Annotated in this window: 16 protein-coding genes; 12 read left to right on the forward strand and 4 right to left on the reverse strand. The window is 69.7% G+C overall.

Annotated features, from left to right (window positions below; translation table 11 throughout):
* The coding region (locus VIP82_RS02725; protein ID WP_331905753.1) for a DUF4192 family protein at positions 1–1102 on the reverse strand (1102 nt) is incomplete at its 3' end.
* Positions 1103–1223: 121 nt separating this feature from the next.
* Here VIP82_RS02725 and VIP82_RS02730 point away from each other — a divergent pair.
* The 3 genes from VIP82_RS02730 to VIP82_RS02740 all read left to right on the forward strand — a co-directional run bounded on the left by VIP82_RS02730 (position 1224) and on the right by VIP82_RS02740 (position 3927).
* Entirely contained in the window at positions 1224–1418 is a 195-nt protein-coding gene (locus VIP82_RS02730; protein WP_331905754.1) for a hypothetical protein, read from the forward strand.
* 180 nt (positions 1419–1598) lie between these two features.
* Positions 1599–3065: a cardiolipin synthase gene (cls, locus tag VIP82_RS02735; protein WP_331905755.1), complete on the forward strand. Its 1467-nt coding sequence runs from the start codon at positions 1599–1601 to the stop codon at positions 3063–3065.
* A 127-nt stretch (positions 3066–3192) separates the two neighbouring features.
* A complete protein-coding gene (locus tag VIP82_RS02740; RefSeq protein WP_331905756.1) occupies positions 3193–3927 on the forward strand; it encodes a hypothetical protein in 735 nt (244 codons plus the stop codon).
* Between the two features lie 44 nt (positions 3928–3971).
* Here VIP82_RS02740 and VIP82_RS02745 read toward each other — a convergent pair whose 3' ends face one another.
* Together VIP82_RS02745 and VIP82_RS02750 are read right to left on the reverse strand one after the other, a co-directional pair.
* The gene (locus VIP82_RS02745; protein ID WP_331905757.1) at positions 3972–4202 is read right to left on the reverse strand and encodes a helix-turn-helix domain-containing protein; all 231 of its coding nucleotides are present in this window, start codon (positions 4200–4202) and stop codon (positions 3972–3974) included.
* Positions 4199–4822 (reverse strand): hypothetical protein, encoded by a 624-nt coding sequence (locus tag VIP82_RS02750; RefSeq protein WP_331905758.1) that lies wholly within the window; start codon positions 4820–4822, stop codon positions 4199–4201. Before VIP82_RS02750 ends, VIP82_RS02745 begins: the two co-directional genes overlap by 4 nt.
* 202 nt (positions 4823–5024) lie before the next feature.
* Between VIP82_RS02750 and VIP82_RS02755 the strand changes: the two genes are divergently transcribed.
* The 3 genes from VIP82_RS02755 (at position 5025) to VIP82_RS02765 (ending at position 9051) form a co-directional block, all read left to right on the forward strand.
* Entirely contained in the window at positions 5025–7550 is a 2526-nt protein-coding gene (locus VIP82_RS02755; RefSeq protein ID WP_308866005.1) for an ATP-dependent Clp protease ATP-binding subunit, read from the forward strand.
* A gap of 207 nt (positions 7551–7757) precedes the next feature.
* Positions 7758–8261: an amino-acid N-acetyltransferase gene (locus VIP82_RS02760; RefSeq protein WP_331905759.1), complete on the forward strand. Its 504-nt coding sequence runs from the start codon at positions 7758–7760 to the stop codon at positions 8259–8261.
* A gap of 88 nt (positions 8262–8349) precedes the next feature.
* Complete coding sequence (locus tag VIP82_RS02765; protein ID WP_331905760.1) at positions 8350–9051, forward strand: hypothetical protein; 702 nt, start codon at positions 8350–8352, stop codon at positions 9049–9051.
* A 193-nt stretch (positions 9052–9244) separates the two neighbouring features.
* Here VIP82_RS02765 and VIP82_RS02770 read toward each other — a convergent pair whose 3' ends face one another.
* The gene (locus VIP82_RS02770) at positions 9245–10813 is read right to left on the reverse strand and encodes an amino acid permease (protein WP_331905761.1); all 1569 of its coding nucleotides are present in this window, start codon (positions 10811–10813) and stop codon (positions 9245–9247) included.
* Positions 10814–11001: 188 nt separating this feature from the next.
* On the opposite strand from VIP82_RS02770, the gene VIP82_RS02775 reads away from it, so the two are divergent.
* The 6 genes from VIP82_RS02775 to VIP82_RS02800 all read left to right on the forward strand — a co-directional run bounded on the left by VIP82_RS02775 (position 11002) and on the right by VIP82_RS02800 (position 16616).
* Positions 11002–12357: a glutamine synthetase family protein gene (locus VIP82_RS02775; protein ID WP_331905762.1), complete on the forward strand. Its 1356-nt coding sequence runs from the start codon at positions 11002–11004 to the stop codon at positions 12355–12357.
* On the forward strand, positions 12338–13177 hold the full coding sequence (locus VIP82_RS02780) for a gamma-glutamyl-gamma-aminobutyrate hydrolase family protein (RefSeq protein ID WP_331905763.1): 840 nt from the start codon (positions 12338–12340) through the stop codon (positions 13175–13177). The genes VIP82_RS02775 and VIP82_RS02780 overlap by 20 nt, the downstream gene beginning before the upstream one ends.
* On the forward strand, positions 13174–14532 hold the full coding sequence (locus tag VIP82_RS02785; protein WP_331905764.1) for an aldehyde dehydrogenase family protein: 1359 nt from the start codon (positions 13174–13176) through the stop codon (positions 14530–14532). Before VIP82_RS02780 ends, VIP82_RS02785 begins: the two co-directional genes overlap by 4 nt.
* 11 nt (positions 14533–14543) lie before the next feature.
* Complete coding sequence (locus VIP82_RS02790; RefSeq protein WP_331905765.1) at positions 14544–15317, forward strand: 3-oxoacyl-ACP reductase; 774 nt, start codon at positions 14544–14546, stop codon at positions 15315–15317.
* Positions 15318–15444: 127 nt separating this feature from the next.
* On the forward strand, positions 15445–16161 hold the full coding sequence (locus tag VIP82_RS02795) for a FadR/GntR family transcriptional regulator (protein WP_331905766.1): 717 nt from the start codon (positions 15445–15447) through the stop codon (positions 16159–16161).
* A gap of 44 nt (positions 16162–16205) precedes the next feature.
* Positions 16206–16616 (forward strand): dehydrogenase, encoded by a 411-nt coding sequence (locus VIP82_RS02800; RefSeq protein ID WP_331905767.1) that lies wholly within the window; start codon positions 16206–16208, stop codon positions 16614–16616.
* Positions 16617–16778 lie beyond the last annotated feature (162 nt).

A 16778-nucleotide genomic window follows, 5' to 3' on the forward strand; every position in this document is an offset into this window, starting at 1 on the left:
GCGCCTCACGCGGCGCGACGGCGGCGGCCCGGCGCGACAGCGCGAGTGCCGTCTCGAGCCGCGACACCTGGGGTGGATCGCCCTCGCCCCACATGCGCATCGCGAGATGCGCCGGGTACTCCTCGCCCGACTCCCAGCGCAGCTGCGCGTCGAACGCCTCATCGCCCTGCGCGAGGTTGCCGCTCCACTGCACCAGCGCGACGTCCCTCAATGACGGCCGGGCGAGGCACCACACGAGGGCGGCCGTGTCGAACACGTCCCCGCCGTCGAGCGGGCGCGCGAGGGCGTCCTCGAAGAACCTCGGCAGGTCGTCGAGTCGGCACACCGCCGCGAGCGCCTGCGGGTCGATCCGTGAGGACGGGCTGCCGACGGATGCCGCCTCCTCCGCGACGCCCGTCACCGAGGCAGGAACGGGTCCGAGGTCACCGGTGCCGCCCGCTGCTCGCGTCGGTGCAGGCTCGGAGTCCCGCGCCGTCTGCCGCGCGGTGCGCTCGGTCGGCACCCCGTCTCCGGCTCGGCCGCCGCCCGCCTCCGGACCGCACAGCACCGCCACCGCGTCGCCGAGTGCGGTCATCGCCTTCGCCACGCTCGCGCGCTCCACGGCCGACCACTCGGGCAGCTCAGCCCCCGTCCCCTGATCGCCCGCGGGTGCAGGCACGCCGCTGGGTCCGTTCCAGGCCAGCTCGCCGAGAGGTCTGCCCTCTGCCGGGCACTCGTCGTCGAGATACGAGCCCCACGCGTCGGCGGCGACGCAGAGCAGGTCGGTGACGCGCAGACCGCACGCGTCGGCTCGGCGCTCGAGCGCGACGAAGAGGTCGCGGTGCGGCATCCGCCCGCTCTCGTGGAACGCCGCGTCGGTGTACCCGATCGCGGCGACGGCATCGGCTTCCGGCAGGCGGCACGCCATGCCGGTCACCGTCGCGGCCACGCGGTCGACGGACTCGGCGTCGCCGTCGGGCAGGTCGAAGCGCATGGCGCCGAGGCTCCGCGCACCGTGGAACGGGATGACGACGAGGCTTCGCGTCGGGTGGTAGCCCAGCATGCGCGGGACGACGGACAGGAACTGCGCGGCATCCGCGGCTTTCACGACGGTGGGGGTCATGAGCGACGAGCCTCGTGCCGGGCACGGCGCCGGCGAAAGACCTGGGGATGGATCAGGGGCGCCCCGGCGTCGAACCACCGCCTGGGGAGGAAGGGATACCCGCACCGCGTATCCTGGAGACATGGACTACTGGGTCGCGGCGCTCTGGACGCTCTTGCCGACCGTCCTCGTGTCGCTGATCTTCTTCTTCGTGCTCCGCAGCATCATCCGCGCCGACCGCACCGAACGGCGCGTGTACGCGAAGGTCGAGGCCGAAGAGCGCGCCAAGCGCGGACTCCCGCCGGTCGCCTCCGGCTCCAGCTCCGCAGACAGCTGACACGCACTCCCGCCGCCCGCCGCACCGGGGCGAACGGCGACGCTGCGCGATGCCGCCGACCCGCGAGCTCCCGCGTGCGAGGTCGCGTCCGTCACCCCCGATAGTGTGAGCACACTGTCCGATCCGCCGGTCCGTCCGATCAATCCGGTCCGGCCGACCCTCGCCGAGAGGCTCCGCTCGATGATCACCATCACGTTCGATGCGACGTGGTGGGTGGTGCTCGTCTTCATCGTCGACATCGTGATCCGTGTGACGGCGATCATCATCGTGCCGCGCAACCGGCGCCCGACCGCCGCGATGGCATGGCTGCTCGCGATCTACTTCATCCCGATCGTCGGGGTGTTCCTGTTCCTGCTGATCGGCAACCCGCGCCTGCCGCGCAAGCGGCGGCGCAAGCAGGAGCGCATCAACGACTACATCCACGACACCAGTGCATCGCTCGACTTCGGCACGCTGCGCCCGCACGCCCCGTCCTGGTTCACGTCGCTGGTCACGCTGAACCGCAACCTCGGCGCCATGCCCCTCGCGGGCGACAACGCGGCGCACCTGATCCCCGTCTACCAGGACAGCCTCGACGCGATGGCCGATGCGATCCGCCAGGCGGAGCGCTTCGTGCACGTCGAGTTCTACATCCTCCAGGCGGATGCCGCGACCGACAACTTCTTCCGGGCACTCGAAGAGGTGGCCGAACGCGGTGTGACGGTGCGCGTGCTGCTCGACCACTGGGCGAACCGCGGCAAGCCGAACTACCGGCGGACGCTCAAGCGGCTCAGCGCGATGGGCGCGCAGTGGCACCTCATGCTGCCGGTGCAGCCGCTGCGCGGGAAGTACCAGCGTCCTGATCTGCGCAACCACCGCAAGCTGCTCGTGGTCGACGGACGCGTCGCGTTCACCGGGTCGCAGAACGTCACCGACTCGACGTACAACCTCCGCAAGAACATCCGCCGCGGCCTGCACTGGGTCGACCTCATGGCGCGCATCGAAGGCCCGGTGGTGGCATCCGTCAACGCCGTCTTCCTCAGTGACTGGTACAGCGAGACCGACGAGGTCCTCACCGAGCAGATCGACCTCTTCGACGTGACGAGCGGGCCCGGAGACCTCGACTGCCAGATCGTGCCGTCCGGTCCGGGGTTCGAATTCCAGAACAACCTCAAGCTCTTCGCCGGCCTGCTCTACGCCGCGCAGCGGCAGATCATCGTGGTCAGCCCGTACTTCGTGCCCGACGAGGCGATGCTGCTCGCGATCACGACGGCGTGCCAGCGCGGCATCCATGTCGAGCTGTTCGTGTCGGAGGAGGGCGACCAGGCGATCGTCTACCACGCGCAGCGCAGCTACTACGAGGCGCTGCTGAGGGCGGGCGTGAAGATCTGGATGTACGAGAAGCCGTTCATCCTGCACACGAAGAGCCTCACGATCGACGACGAGGTGGCCATCATCGGCTCGAGCAACATGGACATGCGCTCCTTCGGTCTCAACATGGAGATCTCGCTGTTCGTGCGCGGAGAGGAGTTCGTGCGCGAGATGCGGTCCGTGGAGGACATGTATCGCTCGCTCAGCCGCGAGCTGACGCTCGAGGAGTGGGAGAAGCAGCCGCTTCGCTCGACCGTGCTCGACAACCTGGCACGCCTGACGTCGGCGCTGCAGTGAGGCGTCTCCCGGCGGATCGTGACCGGCGCGTGACCGTCGGTGCTGAGATTTCCGCCGTGATTACGACACCATAGGGGTGACGGATGCCGCGGGGGATGGCATCCGCGAATCTCGAGGAGGCCCTCGCATGCCCATCCGCTCCCGTTCACTCGTCGCCGGACTCGGCCTCGCGCTGCTCGCCGCCGGACTTCTGACCGCCTGTGCCCCTCCCGCCGGCTCCGGCGGGACGCCCTCGTCGTCCGCGACCACGAAGGGCGACGACAGCAGCGAGCAGGAGGTCGGCGCGGCCTGGCTCGACGGTGGCCGCATGGTCGGCATCGTCACGCAGGGCAGCTCCACGTGCGTGCCCGTCGCCGAGGAGGCCACCTACGACGACGGTGTGATGACAGTCACCCTGGTCGATGCCGAGGGCGACACCGCCTGCACGAGCGACCTCGTCCCGCGGGTCTCGCTCGTCGCAACGCCCGGGGGCGTAGACCCCGTCGAGGGTGTGGAGATCGAGGTGACCGGCGACGGCTGGCACGGCGACACCGACCTCGAGGGCGTCCCCGGTCTCGCCCCCGGCGGTGAGACCGAATACCTGCCGAGCGCGGGCTGGACCGACGTCGACGGCCAGTTCGTGATCCTGTCGTGGGGCTCGTCCTCGTGCGCCCCCGCGATCGAGAACACCGAGGCGACAAGCGCGACCGAGGTCACGGTGACCTTCGTGACCCCGCCCGCTGACCAGGTCTGCACCATGGACATGGCGCCGCGCGGCGTCGTCACGGCGGTGAACGGCCTCGAGGACGAGGACGCCGAGATCTTCGCGATCCTCACCGGCGCCGAGTTCGACAACGTCCGCATCCCCATCTACCCCAACTGACGTGAGCGATTCCGGATGCCGCCGCCCGCGGCATCCGGAATGCCTCAGTCCGCGCGCACCAGCAGGTCGCCGATCTCGCAGTCGAGGGCGCGGCAAATCGCCGACAGCGTCGAATAGCGGATGGCGCGGGCGCGGTCGTTCTTGAGGATCGACAGGTTCACCACCGATACGCCGACCAGCTCCGACAGGCGCGTGAGGGTCATGCCGCGCGCGTCGAGCAGCTCGTCGAGCCGGCAGTGGACGCCGGATGGTCCCTCGTCGTCGGCGGGGGTCACACCAGTCCCTCGGTGTCGCGCTGGAGACCTTCCATGCGTCGCAGGAGGTAGGCGAGTGCGATCACGGCGAGGCCGACGATCGGGATCGTGAGGCCCCACGACGACAGCGCGAAGCCGGGCACCAGGATGCCGTCGACGGCGTCGTCGAGATCGAACGCCGCCTGCATCGAGGCGAGCCCGGTGAGCGCCGTCGCGAGGAGAGGGCCGAGGACGAGCACGAGCCCCGCCGCGAGGCTGAAGCGGTAAAGGGCCCGGCGGAACGGGCGGCCCGTCGAGGCGGCCACCATCAGCCAGGCCAGCGCCAGGCCGACGATGAGTGCGGTCACGCCCAGCAGCACCGCGCCGGTCGCGAACAGAGCGCGCGTGCCCGCGGGGAGTGCGTCGGTGGTGAGCATCACCGCCTCGACCGACGCCGAGACGACGCCTTCGCCCGGTTCGACGGGCAGCGATTGGTCTGCGAGGAGCGAGAGCGACACCGAGTCCGCCCAGGCGTAGGTCGCGGCGACGATGACCTGCCCCGCGGCGAGCGCGACGGCCATCGCCGCGGCGAGCCCGCCGATCACCCGCATCGTGATGCGGTCGGCGCGGTCAGGGAGTGTGCCGACGGTGGTGTCGATCATCTGCGTCTCCTTCTCGGCATATCGATAAACGTTGTTATCGAAAAACGATAAACCCGACGGATGCCGCGGCGCAAGGCATCCGTGCCGTCCGAGGCGCGCTATGCCCACGGCGAACACGGCCATGCACTCTCGACCGCGTCGTTACCCTCGATGTATGGCGAGGTGGGCTCAGCAGACCCGCATCGCCCTGGAGGAGTGAATGATGTTCGAGAGATTCACGGACCGTGCCCGTCGTGTCGTCGTCCTCGCCCAAGAAGAGGCGAAGATGCTGAACCACAACTACATCGGCACCGAGCACATCCTGCTCGGTCTCATCCACGAGGGTGAGGGCGTCGCCGCCAAGGCCCTCGAGAGCCTCGGCATCTCGCTCGACGCCGTGCGCGAGCAGGTGCAGGACATCATCGGCCAGGGGCAGCAGCAGCCGACCGGCCACATCCCGTTCACGCCGCGCGCCAAGAAGGTGCTCGAGCTGTCTCTGCGCGAAGCGCTGCAGCTCGGCCACAACTACATCGGCACCGAGCACATCCTGCTCGGCCTGATCCGCGAAGGCGAGGGCGTCGCCGCACAGGTGCTCGTCAAGCTCGGCGCCGATCTCAACAAGGTGCGCCAGCAGGTCATCCAGCTGCTCTCGGGCTACCAGGGCAAGGAGCCCGCCGGCGTCGCCAGCGGCGCGGGCGAGCAGACCCAGGGCACCACCCAGGGCGGCTCGCAGGTGCTCGACCAGTTCGGCCGCAACCTGACGCAGGCCGCGCGCGACAACAAGCTCGACCCGGTGATCGGACGCGAGAAGGAGATCGAGCGCGTCATGCAGATCCTGTCGCGCCGCTCCAAGAACAACCCCGTCCTCATCGGCGAGCCCGGTGTCGGAAAGACAGCGGTCGTCGAGGGCCTCGCGCAGGCGATCGTCAAGGGCGACGTGCCCGAGACGCTCAAGGACAAGCAGCTCTACTCGCTCGACCTCGGCTCGCTCATCGCCGGCTCCCGCTACCGCGGTGACTTCGAGGAGCGCCTGAAGAAGGTCACCAAGGAGATCCGCACGCGCGGCGACATCATCGTCTTCATCGACGAGATCCACACCCTCGTGGGTGCGGGCGCCGCCGAGGGCGCGATCGACGCCGCGTCGATCCTGAAGCCGCTCCTCGCCCGTGGCGAGCTCCAGACGATCGGCGCCACCACACTCGACGAGTACCGCAAGCACTTCGAGAAGGATGCCGCGCTCGAGCGTCGCTTCCAGCCGATCCAGGTCGCCGAGCCGAGCCTGCCCCACGCGATCAACATCCTGAAGGGGCTGCGCGATCGCTACGAGGCGCACCACAAGGTGCAGATCACGGACGGCGCGATCGTCGCGGCGGCGAACCTCGCCGACCGCTACATCTCGGACCGCTTCCTTCCCGACAAGGCCATCGACCTGATCGACGAGGCCGGCGCCCGCCTGCGCCTGTCGATCCTGTCCAGCCCGCCGGAGCTGCGCGAGTTCGACGAGAAGATCGCCAAGGTGCGCGAAGACAAGGAGCTCGCCTCCGAGGAGCAGGACTTCGAGAAGGCCGCGTCGCTGCGCGACGAGGAGAAGTCCCTCCTCGCCGAGCGCCTCCGCCTCGAGAAGCAGTGGCGTTCGGGCGACGTCGCGACCCACGCGGTCGTCGACGAGGGCCTGATCGCCGAGGTGCTCGCGCAGGCCACCGGCATCCCGGTCTTCAAGCTGACCGAGGAGGAGTCGAGCCGTCTCGTCTTCATGGAGAAGGCGCTGCACCAGCGCGTCATCGGCCAGGAGGAGGCGATCGCCGCCCTGTCCAAGACGATCCGCCGCCAGCGCGCGGGCCTCAAGGACCCGAAGCGTCCGTCGGGCTCGTTCATCTTCGCCGGCCCCACGGGTGTCGGAAAGACCGAGCTCGCCAAGGCGCTCGCCGAGTTCCTCTTCGACGACGAGCACGCGCTGATCGCCCTCGACATGTCGGAGTTCGGTGAGAAGCACACCGTCTCGCGCCTGTTCGGCGCCCCTCCCGGATTCGTCGGATTCGAAGAGGGCGGCCAGCTCACCGAGAAGGTGCGGCGCAAGCCGTTCTCGGTCGTGCTCTTCGACGAGATCGAGAAGGCCCACCCCGACATCTTCAACTCGCTCCTGCAGATCCTCGAAGAGGGTCGCCTGACCGACGGTCAGGGTCGCGTGATCGACTTCAAGAACACGGTGATCATCATGACGACGAACCTCGGTTCGTCGGCGATCGCCGGCGGGCCGGTCGGCTTCCAGGTCGAGGGCAACAGCGGCACCACGTACGAGCGGATGAAGGGCAAGGTGAACGAGGAGCTCAAGCGCAACTTCAAGCCCGAGTTCCTGAACCGCGTCGACGACATCATCGTCTTCCCGCAGCTCGACAAGGATGAGCTGCGCCAGATCGTGGGCCTGTTCACCAAGCGCCTCGGCGAGCGGCTGCTAGACCGCGACATGACGATCGAGCTGTCGGATGCCGCGAAGGACAAGCTGATCGAGATCGGGTTCGACCCCGCGCTCGGCGCCCGTCCGCTGCGTCGCGCCATGCAGCGCGAGGTCGAGGACCGCCTGTCGGAGAAGATCCTGCACGGTGAGCTCGACGCGGGTGACCACGTGAAGGTCGACGCGCAGAACGGCGAGTTCGTGTTCGAGCACGGCCCGCGCGGCGACAAGGTCGCGGTGGGCGTCGTCCACAACGGCGAGATCACCGCCACGCCCGACCTCGCGGCGAACGCGTAAGACAGAACACGAAGAGCGGATGCCGCGGCCACGTGCCGCGGCATCCGCTCTTCGTCGTTCGGGGTGGGGGCGTGCACCTCGATCCCGGTCGTTGAGCGAGCGAGGAACGAGCGAGACGAAACGCTCGGCACCCGGCCAGCGACGTTTCGTCTCGGTCGCTGGCGCTCCCTCGCTCAACGACCGAGGGTGGGCATCTACGCTGGACGGGTGGCAGAGTTCACGGTCAGGCCCGCGCGCACGCGCGACGTCCGCCGCATCCAGGCGCTCCTCGAGCCGTTCGTGCAGCGGCGCATCCTGCTCGGCAAGGATCTCGTCGTCCTGTACGAGGCGACGCAGCAGTTCCTCGTCGCCGAAGACGCGGACGGCGAGCTCATCGGCTGCGGTGCGCTGCACGTCATGTGGGAGGACCTCGGCGAGGTCCGCACGCTGATCGTCGCGGACGGCTGGCTGCACCACGGCGTGGGGCGCGCGATCGTGGAGGCGCTCGAGGAGAACGCCCGAGCCCTCGGCCTGTCGCGGCTGTTCTGCCTCACGTTCGAGGTGGACTTCTTCACGCGTCGCGGCTTCGAGCCGATCGGCGAGCAGGTCGTCGACCCCGACGTGTACTCCCAGCTCATCCGCTCGCCCGACGAGGGCGTCGCGGAGTTCCTCGACCTGGCGCACGTGAAGCCGAACACCCTCGGCAACACCCGCATGATGAAGCGCCTCTGACCGTGCTCGTGACGCCGACGGGGCACCGGCTCGCCGGATGCGGGGCGCGCCGACCGGAGAACACAGGCTCCGCAGTTAACCTGTGAGCATGACCGGCACCACTCCGCGACGTCGCCCCTCTCCGGCGGTGTACCGTCGTCGGCGTCTCGTGCTGCTGATCGCCCTGCTGGTGATCGCGGGGGTCGTGTGGCTGCTCATCGCCCAGCCCTGGGCGGTCGCCGCGACGGACTCGTCGGACAAGCCCGACCCCGGGCAGCAGCAGAACACGGCAGAATCCCTTCCGGTGCCGTCGGGGCAGGCGACCACCGGTGGCACCGAGACCGGTGCCGTCGAGGGCGCGGTGGTCGAGGGTGCGACGCCGACCCCCGGCGCGACCCCGACGGCGCTGCCCTGCGTCGCGAGCGAGATCACGGTCGAAGCGGTGACGAGCGCCGACACCTACGCGGGCGACCAGAACCCGCAGTTCTCGATCAGCCTCACGAACAACGGCGCCGACTGCACCCTGAACGTCGGCACCACCGCCCAGTCGTTCACGGTCACGAGCGGCGACGACGTCTGGTGGCGTTCGACCGACTGCCAGAGCGAGCCGAGCGACATGGTGGTGCTGATCGCCGCCGGCCAGACCGTGTCGAGCGCTGCTCCCCTCACGTGGGATCGCACCCGCTCGGCCGTGGGCACCTGCGCCGACGGCAACCGCCCGCTGGCGCCGGGCGGCGGCGCGTCGTACCACCTCTCCGTCGAGATCGGCGGCATCGCATCGACCGAGCCGAAGCAGTTCCTCCTGTACTGAGAGCCACCGCCACTCGGCGCACCGGCCGTCGCACACCCGCCGCCTCCGGCGCACGCCGCCCAGACCGCACCGCCTCCGCACGCCGCGGGCCACGGCATCCGTTCGCCGTCGTGCCTCGCGCGAACGATGGAGCGGGGCGGCCCCCAGACCGCCCCGCTCCTGTTTCCCCGCTGTGAGGTTCTGGCCGAACTCTCTAGGGCTTGTCGCCGAACACCTCGGTCTCCATCGCGTCGTACCCCTCTTCCTGAGGGTCCCCATGCGTGCCGCCTGACAGGGCGTACTCCTCTTCGGGAGAGAGCACGAGGCGGTGCCGGAAATACAACGCGAATCCGACCAGGATGACGACGTAGACGATGGCGATGGCGACGATGGCGGGCCGGGCCGGCTCGTTGATGAAGAACCCGAAGAAGATCAGCACCGAGACGGCGCCCGCGATGACGGCACCGGGGATGCCCCACGGGCTGCGGTAGGGACGGTTGGCGTCGGGGTACTTGCGGCGCAGGATCACGTACGACGTCATCTGCAGCGCGTAGGCGATGACCGCTCCCCAGATCGCGATGTTCAGCACGATCGCTCCGGCCACCCCGGCGGTGCCGCCGAGCGAGTCGACGAGCACGAGGGCGACGAAGCCGATCACCGCGCCGACCACGAGGGCGACCCACGGCGTCGCGCGCTTGCCCGTGAGCGACAGGAACTTCGGGTAGTAGCCCGCCCGCGACAGCGAGTACATGTTGCGCCCATAGGCGAACATGATGCCCTGCAGGGAGGCGAGCAGGCCGATGAGGGCGAACAGGGCGAGCACGGCCGCCAGTTCGTCGCCGACGATCGCCCGGAAGCCGTCGAGCAGCGGCTCGCCCGCGGTGCCGGTCGCCTCGGCGCCCACGACACCGGTGTTCAGGAACAGCACGAGCAGGCCGGTGATGATCAGGGTGGTGCGCGCGATGAAGCCGGCACGGGGGATGTCGCGCTCGGGGTTGTGCGACTCCTCCGCCGCGAGCGGGAGCTCCTCGATGCCGAGGAAGAACCACATCGCGTACGGCAGGGCGAACAGGATCGGGATCACGCCGTGCGGCAGGAAGGCGCTCTGGCCCGGATCGGGGGCGATGTCGAACAGCTTGTCCCAGCTGAACTGGCCGGAGAAGATCGCCATCACGGAGAACACCAGGATGATGGCGATCGAGATGATCGACACCACGATGGCGAACCTGAATGAGATCGCAGCGCCGGCCGCGTTCAGCGCGATGAAGGCCGCGTAGAGGATGATCCACCACACCCACGTCGGCATCGAGAAGTTCAGCAGCTCGGTGGTGATCGCGTCCGCGTAGGACGCGGAGAAGTACACGATGACCGCTGTCGTCGCGACGTACTCGATCGTCTCGGCGGCGCCCGTGACCAGGCCGCCCCACGGCCCCATCGCGGAACGCGCGAACGAATACGCGCCGCCGGTGTGCGGCATCGCGGCGGCCATCTCGCCGATCGAGAAGATCATGCCGTAGTACATGACGACGAGGATGGCGAAGGCGATGAGCATGCCGCCGAAGCCGGCGAAGTCGATGCCGAAGTTCCATCCCGAGAAGTCGCCCGAGATGACGGCGGCGACCGCGAGGCCCCACAGGCCCCACACGCCGGCCGAGCGCTTCAGGGTGCGCTTCTGGAAGTAGTCCTGACCGGCTCGCCTATAGGTCGCTCCTGCGACCTTCGACGAACTTCCGGCGGTGGATGCCGGTGACTCCGGCCGTGGTGCACTGCTCGCTTGGGACATCGGTCCTCCAAGGATTAGCGATGGGAGGTGCGCTCGGGTGCGCGGACGCGCTTTTCGCCGATTGTGGTGCCTATTGGTGGGCTGTGTCTACCTTTGAACGGGATTTTGGTTAGAGTGTGCGGGTGCGCGCGGTTCGGGGGGACCGCGCCCACGAGTCTCGTCGCACGTCGACACAGGAGGAGGAACGGATGCCGGGCAACCTCACGGTCGAGCAGCTGAACGCCGGAATCGCCGCGGGCGACGTCGACACCGTCGTCGTCGCCTTCGCCGATGCCCAAGGGCGTCTGGTCGGCAAACGCGTGTCGGCGCGACTCTTCCAGGAGGAGGTGCTGCCGCACGGCGCGGAGGCGTGCAACTACCTGCTGTCGGTCGACGTCGACATGAACACCGTCGACGGCTACGCCATGTCGAGCTGGGAGACCGGGTACGGCGACATGATGCTGCGGCCCGATGTCGCGACCCTCCGCCGAATCCCGTGGCTGCCGGGGTCGGCGCTGGTCATGGCCGACCTCACGTGGGAGAACGGCGAGCCCGTCGTGCAGTCGCCCCGCGACATCCTGAACCGCCAGCGCACCCGGCTCGCCGACCGCGGTCTCGTCGCCTTCTCGGGGACCGAGCTGGAGTTCATCGTCTTCGACGACACCTACCGGGATGCCTGGGCCAAGGGCTATCGCGAGCTCACTCCGTCGACCGACTACAACGTCGATTACGACCTGCTCGCCTCGGGCCGCCTCGAGCCGCTGCTGCGCGACATCCGCCTGTCGATGGACGGCGCCGGTCTGTACACCGAGGGCGTCAAGGGCGAGTGCAACCTCGGCCAGCAGGAGATCGCGTTCCGCTACGCCGAGGTGCAGGAGACCGCCGACCAGCACGCCATCTACAAGAACGGCGCGAAGGCCATCGCCGAGCACCACGGCAAGGCGCTGACGTTCATGGCGAAGTTCAACGAGCGTGAGGGCAACAGCTGCCACATCCACCTGTCGGTGCGGTCGGTCGCAGGCGACCCCGTGATGGCGGGGGACGGCGAGCACGGCTTCAGCCCGCTCATGGAGCACTGGATCGCCGGCATCCTCGCCACGCTCCGCGAGTTCTCGCTGCTGTTCGCGCCGAACATCAACTCGTACAAGCGGTTCGCAAAGGGCTCCTTCGCCCCCACCGGCATCGCGTGGGGGATCGACAACCGCACGTGCGCGCTCCGGGTCATCGGCCGGGGTCATTCGCTCCGGGTCGAGAACCGGGTGCCCGGCGGCGACGTCAACCCGTATCTCGGGATCGCGGCGATCATCGCGGGCGGCCTGCACGGCATCGAGCACGAGCTTCCGCTGCCCGACCGGCTCGAGGGCAACGCGTACACGTCCGGCGTCGACCACCTGCCGACGACGCTCCGCGAGGCCGCGCAGCTGTTCGACGAGTCGGCCATCGCCCGCGCCGCCTTCGGCGACGACATGGTCGAGCACTACCTGAACCAGGCGCGCATCGAGATCGAGGCCTACGACGCGGCCGTGACCGATTGGGAGAGGGTCCGTGGTTTCGAACGGCTCTAGTGGCGAAGGGCGCCGGCCGGTCATCGGCCTGACGACCTACCTCGAGCAGGCGAAGCAGGGGGTGTGGGACGTCCGCGCCGCCTTCCTGCCGCAGCAGTACTTCGACTCGGTGACGGCGTCGGGCGGCATCGCGGTGCTGCTGCCGCCGCAGCCCGAGCCGGATGCCGCGGCCGCGGCGGTGCTCGAGGGCCTCGACGGCCTGATCCTCACCGGGGGGCTCGACGTCGACCCGTCGCTGTACGGCGCGGAGCGGCATCCGCTCACCGACCCGGCCCGCCACGACCGCGACGCGTGGGAGCTGGCCCTGTTCCGCGGAGCGGAGGAGCGACGGATGCCGGTGCTCGCGATCTGCCGCGGGCTCCAGCTCGTCAACGTCGCGCGCGGCGGCACGCTCCACCAGCACCTGCCCGAGGCGCTCGGCACCGAGCGGTTCCGCATCGGCGGCGGCGTGTTCGCGACGAACGAGGTCGTCGTCGATGAGGGGTCGCGTCTCGCAGAGCTCGTCGGCCCCGGAGGACTCGACGTGCACAGCTACCACCACCAGGGCATCGACCAGCTGGGCGCGGGGCTCGTCGCCACCGCGCGCACCGACGACGGCCTGGTGCAGGCGTTCGAGTCCGACGGCGACGGGTATGTCCTCGGCGTGCAGTGGCACCCCGAGCAGAATCGCGAGGACCGCCGCCTGTTCGCCGGTCTCGTCGCCCAGGCGTCGGTCTATGCCAAGACGGGTTCGCGGTCGCCGAGCGAGCGCCCTTCGACGAGCTCAGGAACCACGAGCGAGACGACGCGTCCCGAGGCGGCGAACGGGGTCCTGGCATGACGTCGATGTTCACCGTGATCAACCCGGCTACCGCGCAGCCGATCCGCGAGATCGCGCGCGCCGATGTGGCGCAGACGGATGCCGCGATCGCGCGTGCCCTCATCGCCCAGCGTTCGTGGGCGTCGCTGCCGCCGGTGGGCCGAGCCGATGCGCTGCGTGCCTTCGCGCGCGTCGTCGAGGCGCACATCGAGGAGCTCGCGCAGCTCGAGGTGCTGAACTCGGGGCACCCGATCGGCTCGGCCCGCTGGGAGGCGTCGCACGTCGCCCAGGTGCTGAACTTCTACGCCGGCGCGCCTGAGCGCCTGAGTGGGCAGCAGATCCCGGTCGCCGGTGGGCTGGACGTGACGTTCCACGAGCCGTACGGCGTCGTGGGCATCATCGTGCCGTGGAACTTCCCGATGACGATCGCGTCGTGGGGCTTCGCGCCGGCGCTCGCCGCCGGCAACGCCGTCGTGCTGAAGCCCGCCGAGCTCACGCCCCTCACCGCGATCCGCCTGGGTGAGCTCGCGCTCGAGGCGGGGCTTCCCGACGGGCTGTTCACGGTGATCACCGGATCGGGCTCGGTCGTCGGGCAGCGGTTCGTGTCGCACCCGGACGTGCGCAAGGTCGTCTTCACCGGCTCGACCTCGGTGGGGACGGATGTCGCGGCCGGCTGCGCCCGCGAGCTCAAGCCCGTGACGCTCGAGCTCGGCGGCAAGAGCGCCAACATCGTGTTCGCCGACGCCGACCTCGAGAAGGCGGCGGCAGCCGCGCCGGGCGCGGTGTTCGACAACGCCGGACAGGACTGCTGCGCGCGCAGCAGGATCCTGGTCGAGCGGAAGGTGTACGACCGGTTCCTCGAGCTGCTGGAGCCGGCGGTGCGGGCGTGGCGGGTCGGAGACCCCGCAGACGAGGGCACCGAGATGGGACCGCTGATCTCGGCATCCCATCGCTCCACCGTCGCGGGATTCCTCGAGGGGGCGAACGTCGCGTTCCGCGGCTCCGCGCCCGACGGAGAGGGTTTCTGGTTCGCGCCGACCGTCGTGCTCGCAGAGCCCGATGACCGCGTCGCGCGCGAAGAGGTGTTCGGCCCGGTCGTCGCGGTGCTGCCTTTCGACGACGAGGCCGACGCGATCCGGCTGGCGAACGACACCGTGTACGGACTCGCCGGCTCCATCTGGACCGAGAATCTCGGCCGAGCCGTGCGGGTCTCGCGCGGCGTCAAGAGCGGCGTGCTGTCGGTGAACTCGCACTCTTCGGTGCGGTACTGGACCCCGTTCGGCGGCATGAAGGCGTCAGGGCTCGGCCGTGAGCTCGGCCCCGACGCGGCGGAGCACTTCACCGAGACCAAGAACGTCTTCTTCGCGACGGACTGAGAGGGAACATCATGGATCTGACGGCGAGATTGAAGGACCGGGTCGCGATCATCACCGGCGGCGCGTCCGGGATCGGCCTCGCGACCGCGCGGCGCTTCGCCGCGGAGGGTGCGCGCGTCGTGATCGCCGACCTCGATCCGGCGACCGGTGAGCTCGCGGCGGACGAGGTCGACGGCGTGTTCCGAGCCATGGATGTCGCGGACGAGACCCAGGTCAACGCGGTCTTCGACGGCGTCGCCGCGGAGTTCGGCCGCATCGACATCGCGTTCAACAACGCGGGCATCTCGCCCGCCGACGACGACTCGATCGAGACCACCGAGCTGCCGGCGTGGGACCGCGTACAGGACGTCAACCTCAAGAGCGTCTACCTGTGCTCGCGTGCGGCGTTGCGCCACATGGTGCCGGCGGGCACCGGCTCGATCATCAACACGGCGTCGTTCGTGGCACTGCTCGGCTCGGCCACGTCGCAGATCTCGTACACGGCCTCGAAGGGCGGCGTGCTCGCCATGACCCGGGAGCTCGGCGTGCAGTTCGCGCGGCAGGGCATCCGCGTGAACGCGCTGTGCCCCGGACCGGTGAACACCCCGCTGCTGCAGGAGCTCTTCGCCAAGGATCCCGAGCGTGCGCAGCGCCGGCTCGTGCACGTGCCGATGGGCCGGTTCGCCGAGCCGGAGGAGCTCGCCGCCGCCGTCGCGTTCCTCGCCTCGGACGACGCGTCGTTCATCACCGCCACCGCGTTCGTCGTCGACGGCGGCATCACCAACGCGTACGTCACGCCCCTGTGAAAGGTCGGTCGTTGAGCGAGCGAAGCGAGTCGAAACGCCCCGGGCGGGTGCGGAAAGTCCGGTGCGTTTCGTCTCGGTCGCTGCGCTCCCTCGCTCAACGACCGATGGCCGACGATGGAGGCACCAGATGACCGACGCCCCGCTCCACGAGGTGCGCAGGGCCGTCTACCGCCCGGTCCGTGAGGGCAACGCGCTCGAAGACACGGTCGCCCGCCTGGTGCAGACCATCCGGCTCGGCGTCGTCGCGCCGGGAGAGTCGCTGCCGTCGGAGCGGGAGCTCGCCGTGATGTACGCCGTGAGCCGCGACACCGTGCGCGAGGCGATCCGCGAGCTCGCCGACACCGGCTACCTCGTGCGCCGCCGCGGCCGGTACGGCGGCACGTTCGTCGCCGACCCGCTCCCGCAGCCCCCGCATCCTCGCGATGTCACAGCCGCCGAGCTCGAAGACGTCCTGGGCCTGCGTCGCGTGCTCGAGGCGGGGGCCGCCCGAGCCGCCGCCGCCCGCAGCCTCGACGCCGCCGCGCGCGACGAGTTGTGGGCGCGGTACGAGGTCGTCGCCGAGGCATCGGCATCCGACTACCGCCGCCTCGACACGCTGCTGCACCTCTCGATCGCCGAGCTCGCCGGCATCCCGTCGCTCGTCGCCCTCGCCGCGGAGAACCGGGCCCGCGTCAACGAATGGCTCGACACGTTCCCGCTGCTGCCGCGTAACATCGAGCATTCCAACGCCCAGCACGAGCACATCGTGACGGCGATCCTCGCCGGGCGACCGGATGCCGCCGAAGCGGCGATCCTCGAGCACCTGGCCGGCTCGGAAGCACTGCTGCGCGGGTTCCTCGTCTGATCGGCCGCCCTGCCGTCGGTTCTGGGGGCGATTACGCTGGACGGGTGGCAGGCAAGAAGCGCGCGAACAAGCAGAAGGAACCGCTCGAGTTCCGCAACACGCAACTCGCGGACGCGCTGCAGACGCAGGACATGGCCGCGGTGGCATTCGCGCTGCGGCATGGTCCGACGGTGGCGCCGCTGATGCGTGCCGGCGACCGCGACAACCCGCTCGACGTCGGCGAGGTGTGGACGTACCGCGACCCGAAGACCGGTGACGTCGCCCTGCTGCTGTTCAGCGACGCCGCGCACAAGCCGGCCTCGCTGCCGCCCGGCGTCGCGCTGCAGTCGCCGGCATGGCTGCGGACCTTCCTCGCCGCACACGAGGACGAGATCACCACGGTCTTCTTCGACATCGCCGGGCCGCACCCGATGCAGGCGTCGCCCACCGACCTCATCGCCGCGCTGGACGCCTGACTGCATCACGCGGGGACGGATGCCGCGGCCGCCGTCACGACTGTGGCCGGCGCATTCGCGACACTCCGTCGCGCCTCGCCCCTTTCGCCCGGGGGTTTGGCACGCTCGCGGGGTGGACTACCTGCTCGTGGGCATCGTCTGCGCCGCCGGGCTCGTGATCCC

Source organism: Microbacterium sp., assembly GCF_036566905.1.
Lineage (GTDB): Bacteria > Actinomycetota > Actinomycetes > Actinomycetales > Microbacteriaceae > Microbacterium.

What these genes read in the sequence shown, in the direction of transcription:
- VIP82_RS02730 (WP_331905754.1), top strand. Translation starts at nt 1,224, where the DNA reads ATGGACTACTGGGTCGCGGCGCTCTGGACGCTCTTGCCGACCGTCCTC.
- VIP82_RS02750 (WP_331905758.1), bottom strand. Translation starts at nt 4,822, where the DNA reads ATGATCGACACCACCGTCGGCACACTCCCTGACCGCGCCGACCGCATC.
- VIP82_RS02740 (WP_331905756.1), top strand. Translation starts at nt 3,193, where the DNA reads ATGCCCATCCGCTCCCGTTCACTCGTCGCCGGACTCGGCCTCGCGCTG.
- VIP82_RS02790 (WP_331905765.1), top strand. Translation starts at nt 14,544, where the DNA reads ATGGATCTGACGGCGAGATTGAAGGACCGGGTCGCGATCATCACCGGC.
- VIP82_RS02765 (WP_331905760.1), top strand. Translation starts at nt 8,350, where the DNA reads ATGACCGGCACCACTCCGCGACGTCGCCCCTCTCCGGCGGTGTACCGT.
- VIP82_RS02795 (WP_331905766.1), top strand. Translation starts at nt 15,445, where the DNA reads ATGACCGACGCCCCGCTCCACGAGGTGCGCAGGGCCGTCTACCGCCCG.
- VIP82_RS02775 (WP_331905762.1), top strand. Translation starts at nt 11,002, where the DNA reads ATGCCGGGCAACCTCACGGTCGAGCAGCTGAACGCCGGAATCGCCGCG.
- VIP82_RS02785 (WP_331905764.1), top strand. Translation starts at nt 13,174, where the DNA reads ATGACGTCGATGTTCACCGTGATCAACCCGGCTACCGCGCAGCCGATC.
- cls (WP_331905755.1), top strand. Translation starts at nt 1,599, where the DNA reads ATGATCACCATCACGTTCGATGCGACGTGGTGGGTGGTGCTCGTCTTC.
- VIP82_RS02755 (WP_308866005.1), top strand. Translation starts at nt 5,025, where the DNA reads ATGTTCGAGAGATTCACGGACCGTGCCCGTCGTGTCGTCGTCCTCGCC.
- VIP82_RS02770 (WP_331905761.1), bottom strand. Translation starts at nt 10,813, where the DNA reads ATGTCCCAAGCGAGCAGTGCACCACGGCCGGAGTCACCGGCATCCACC.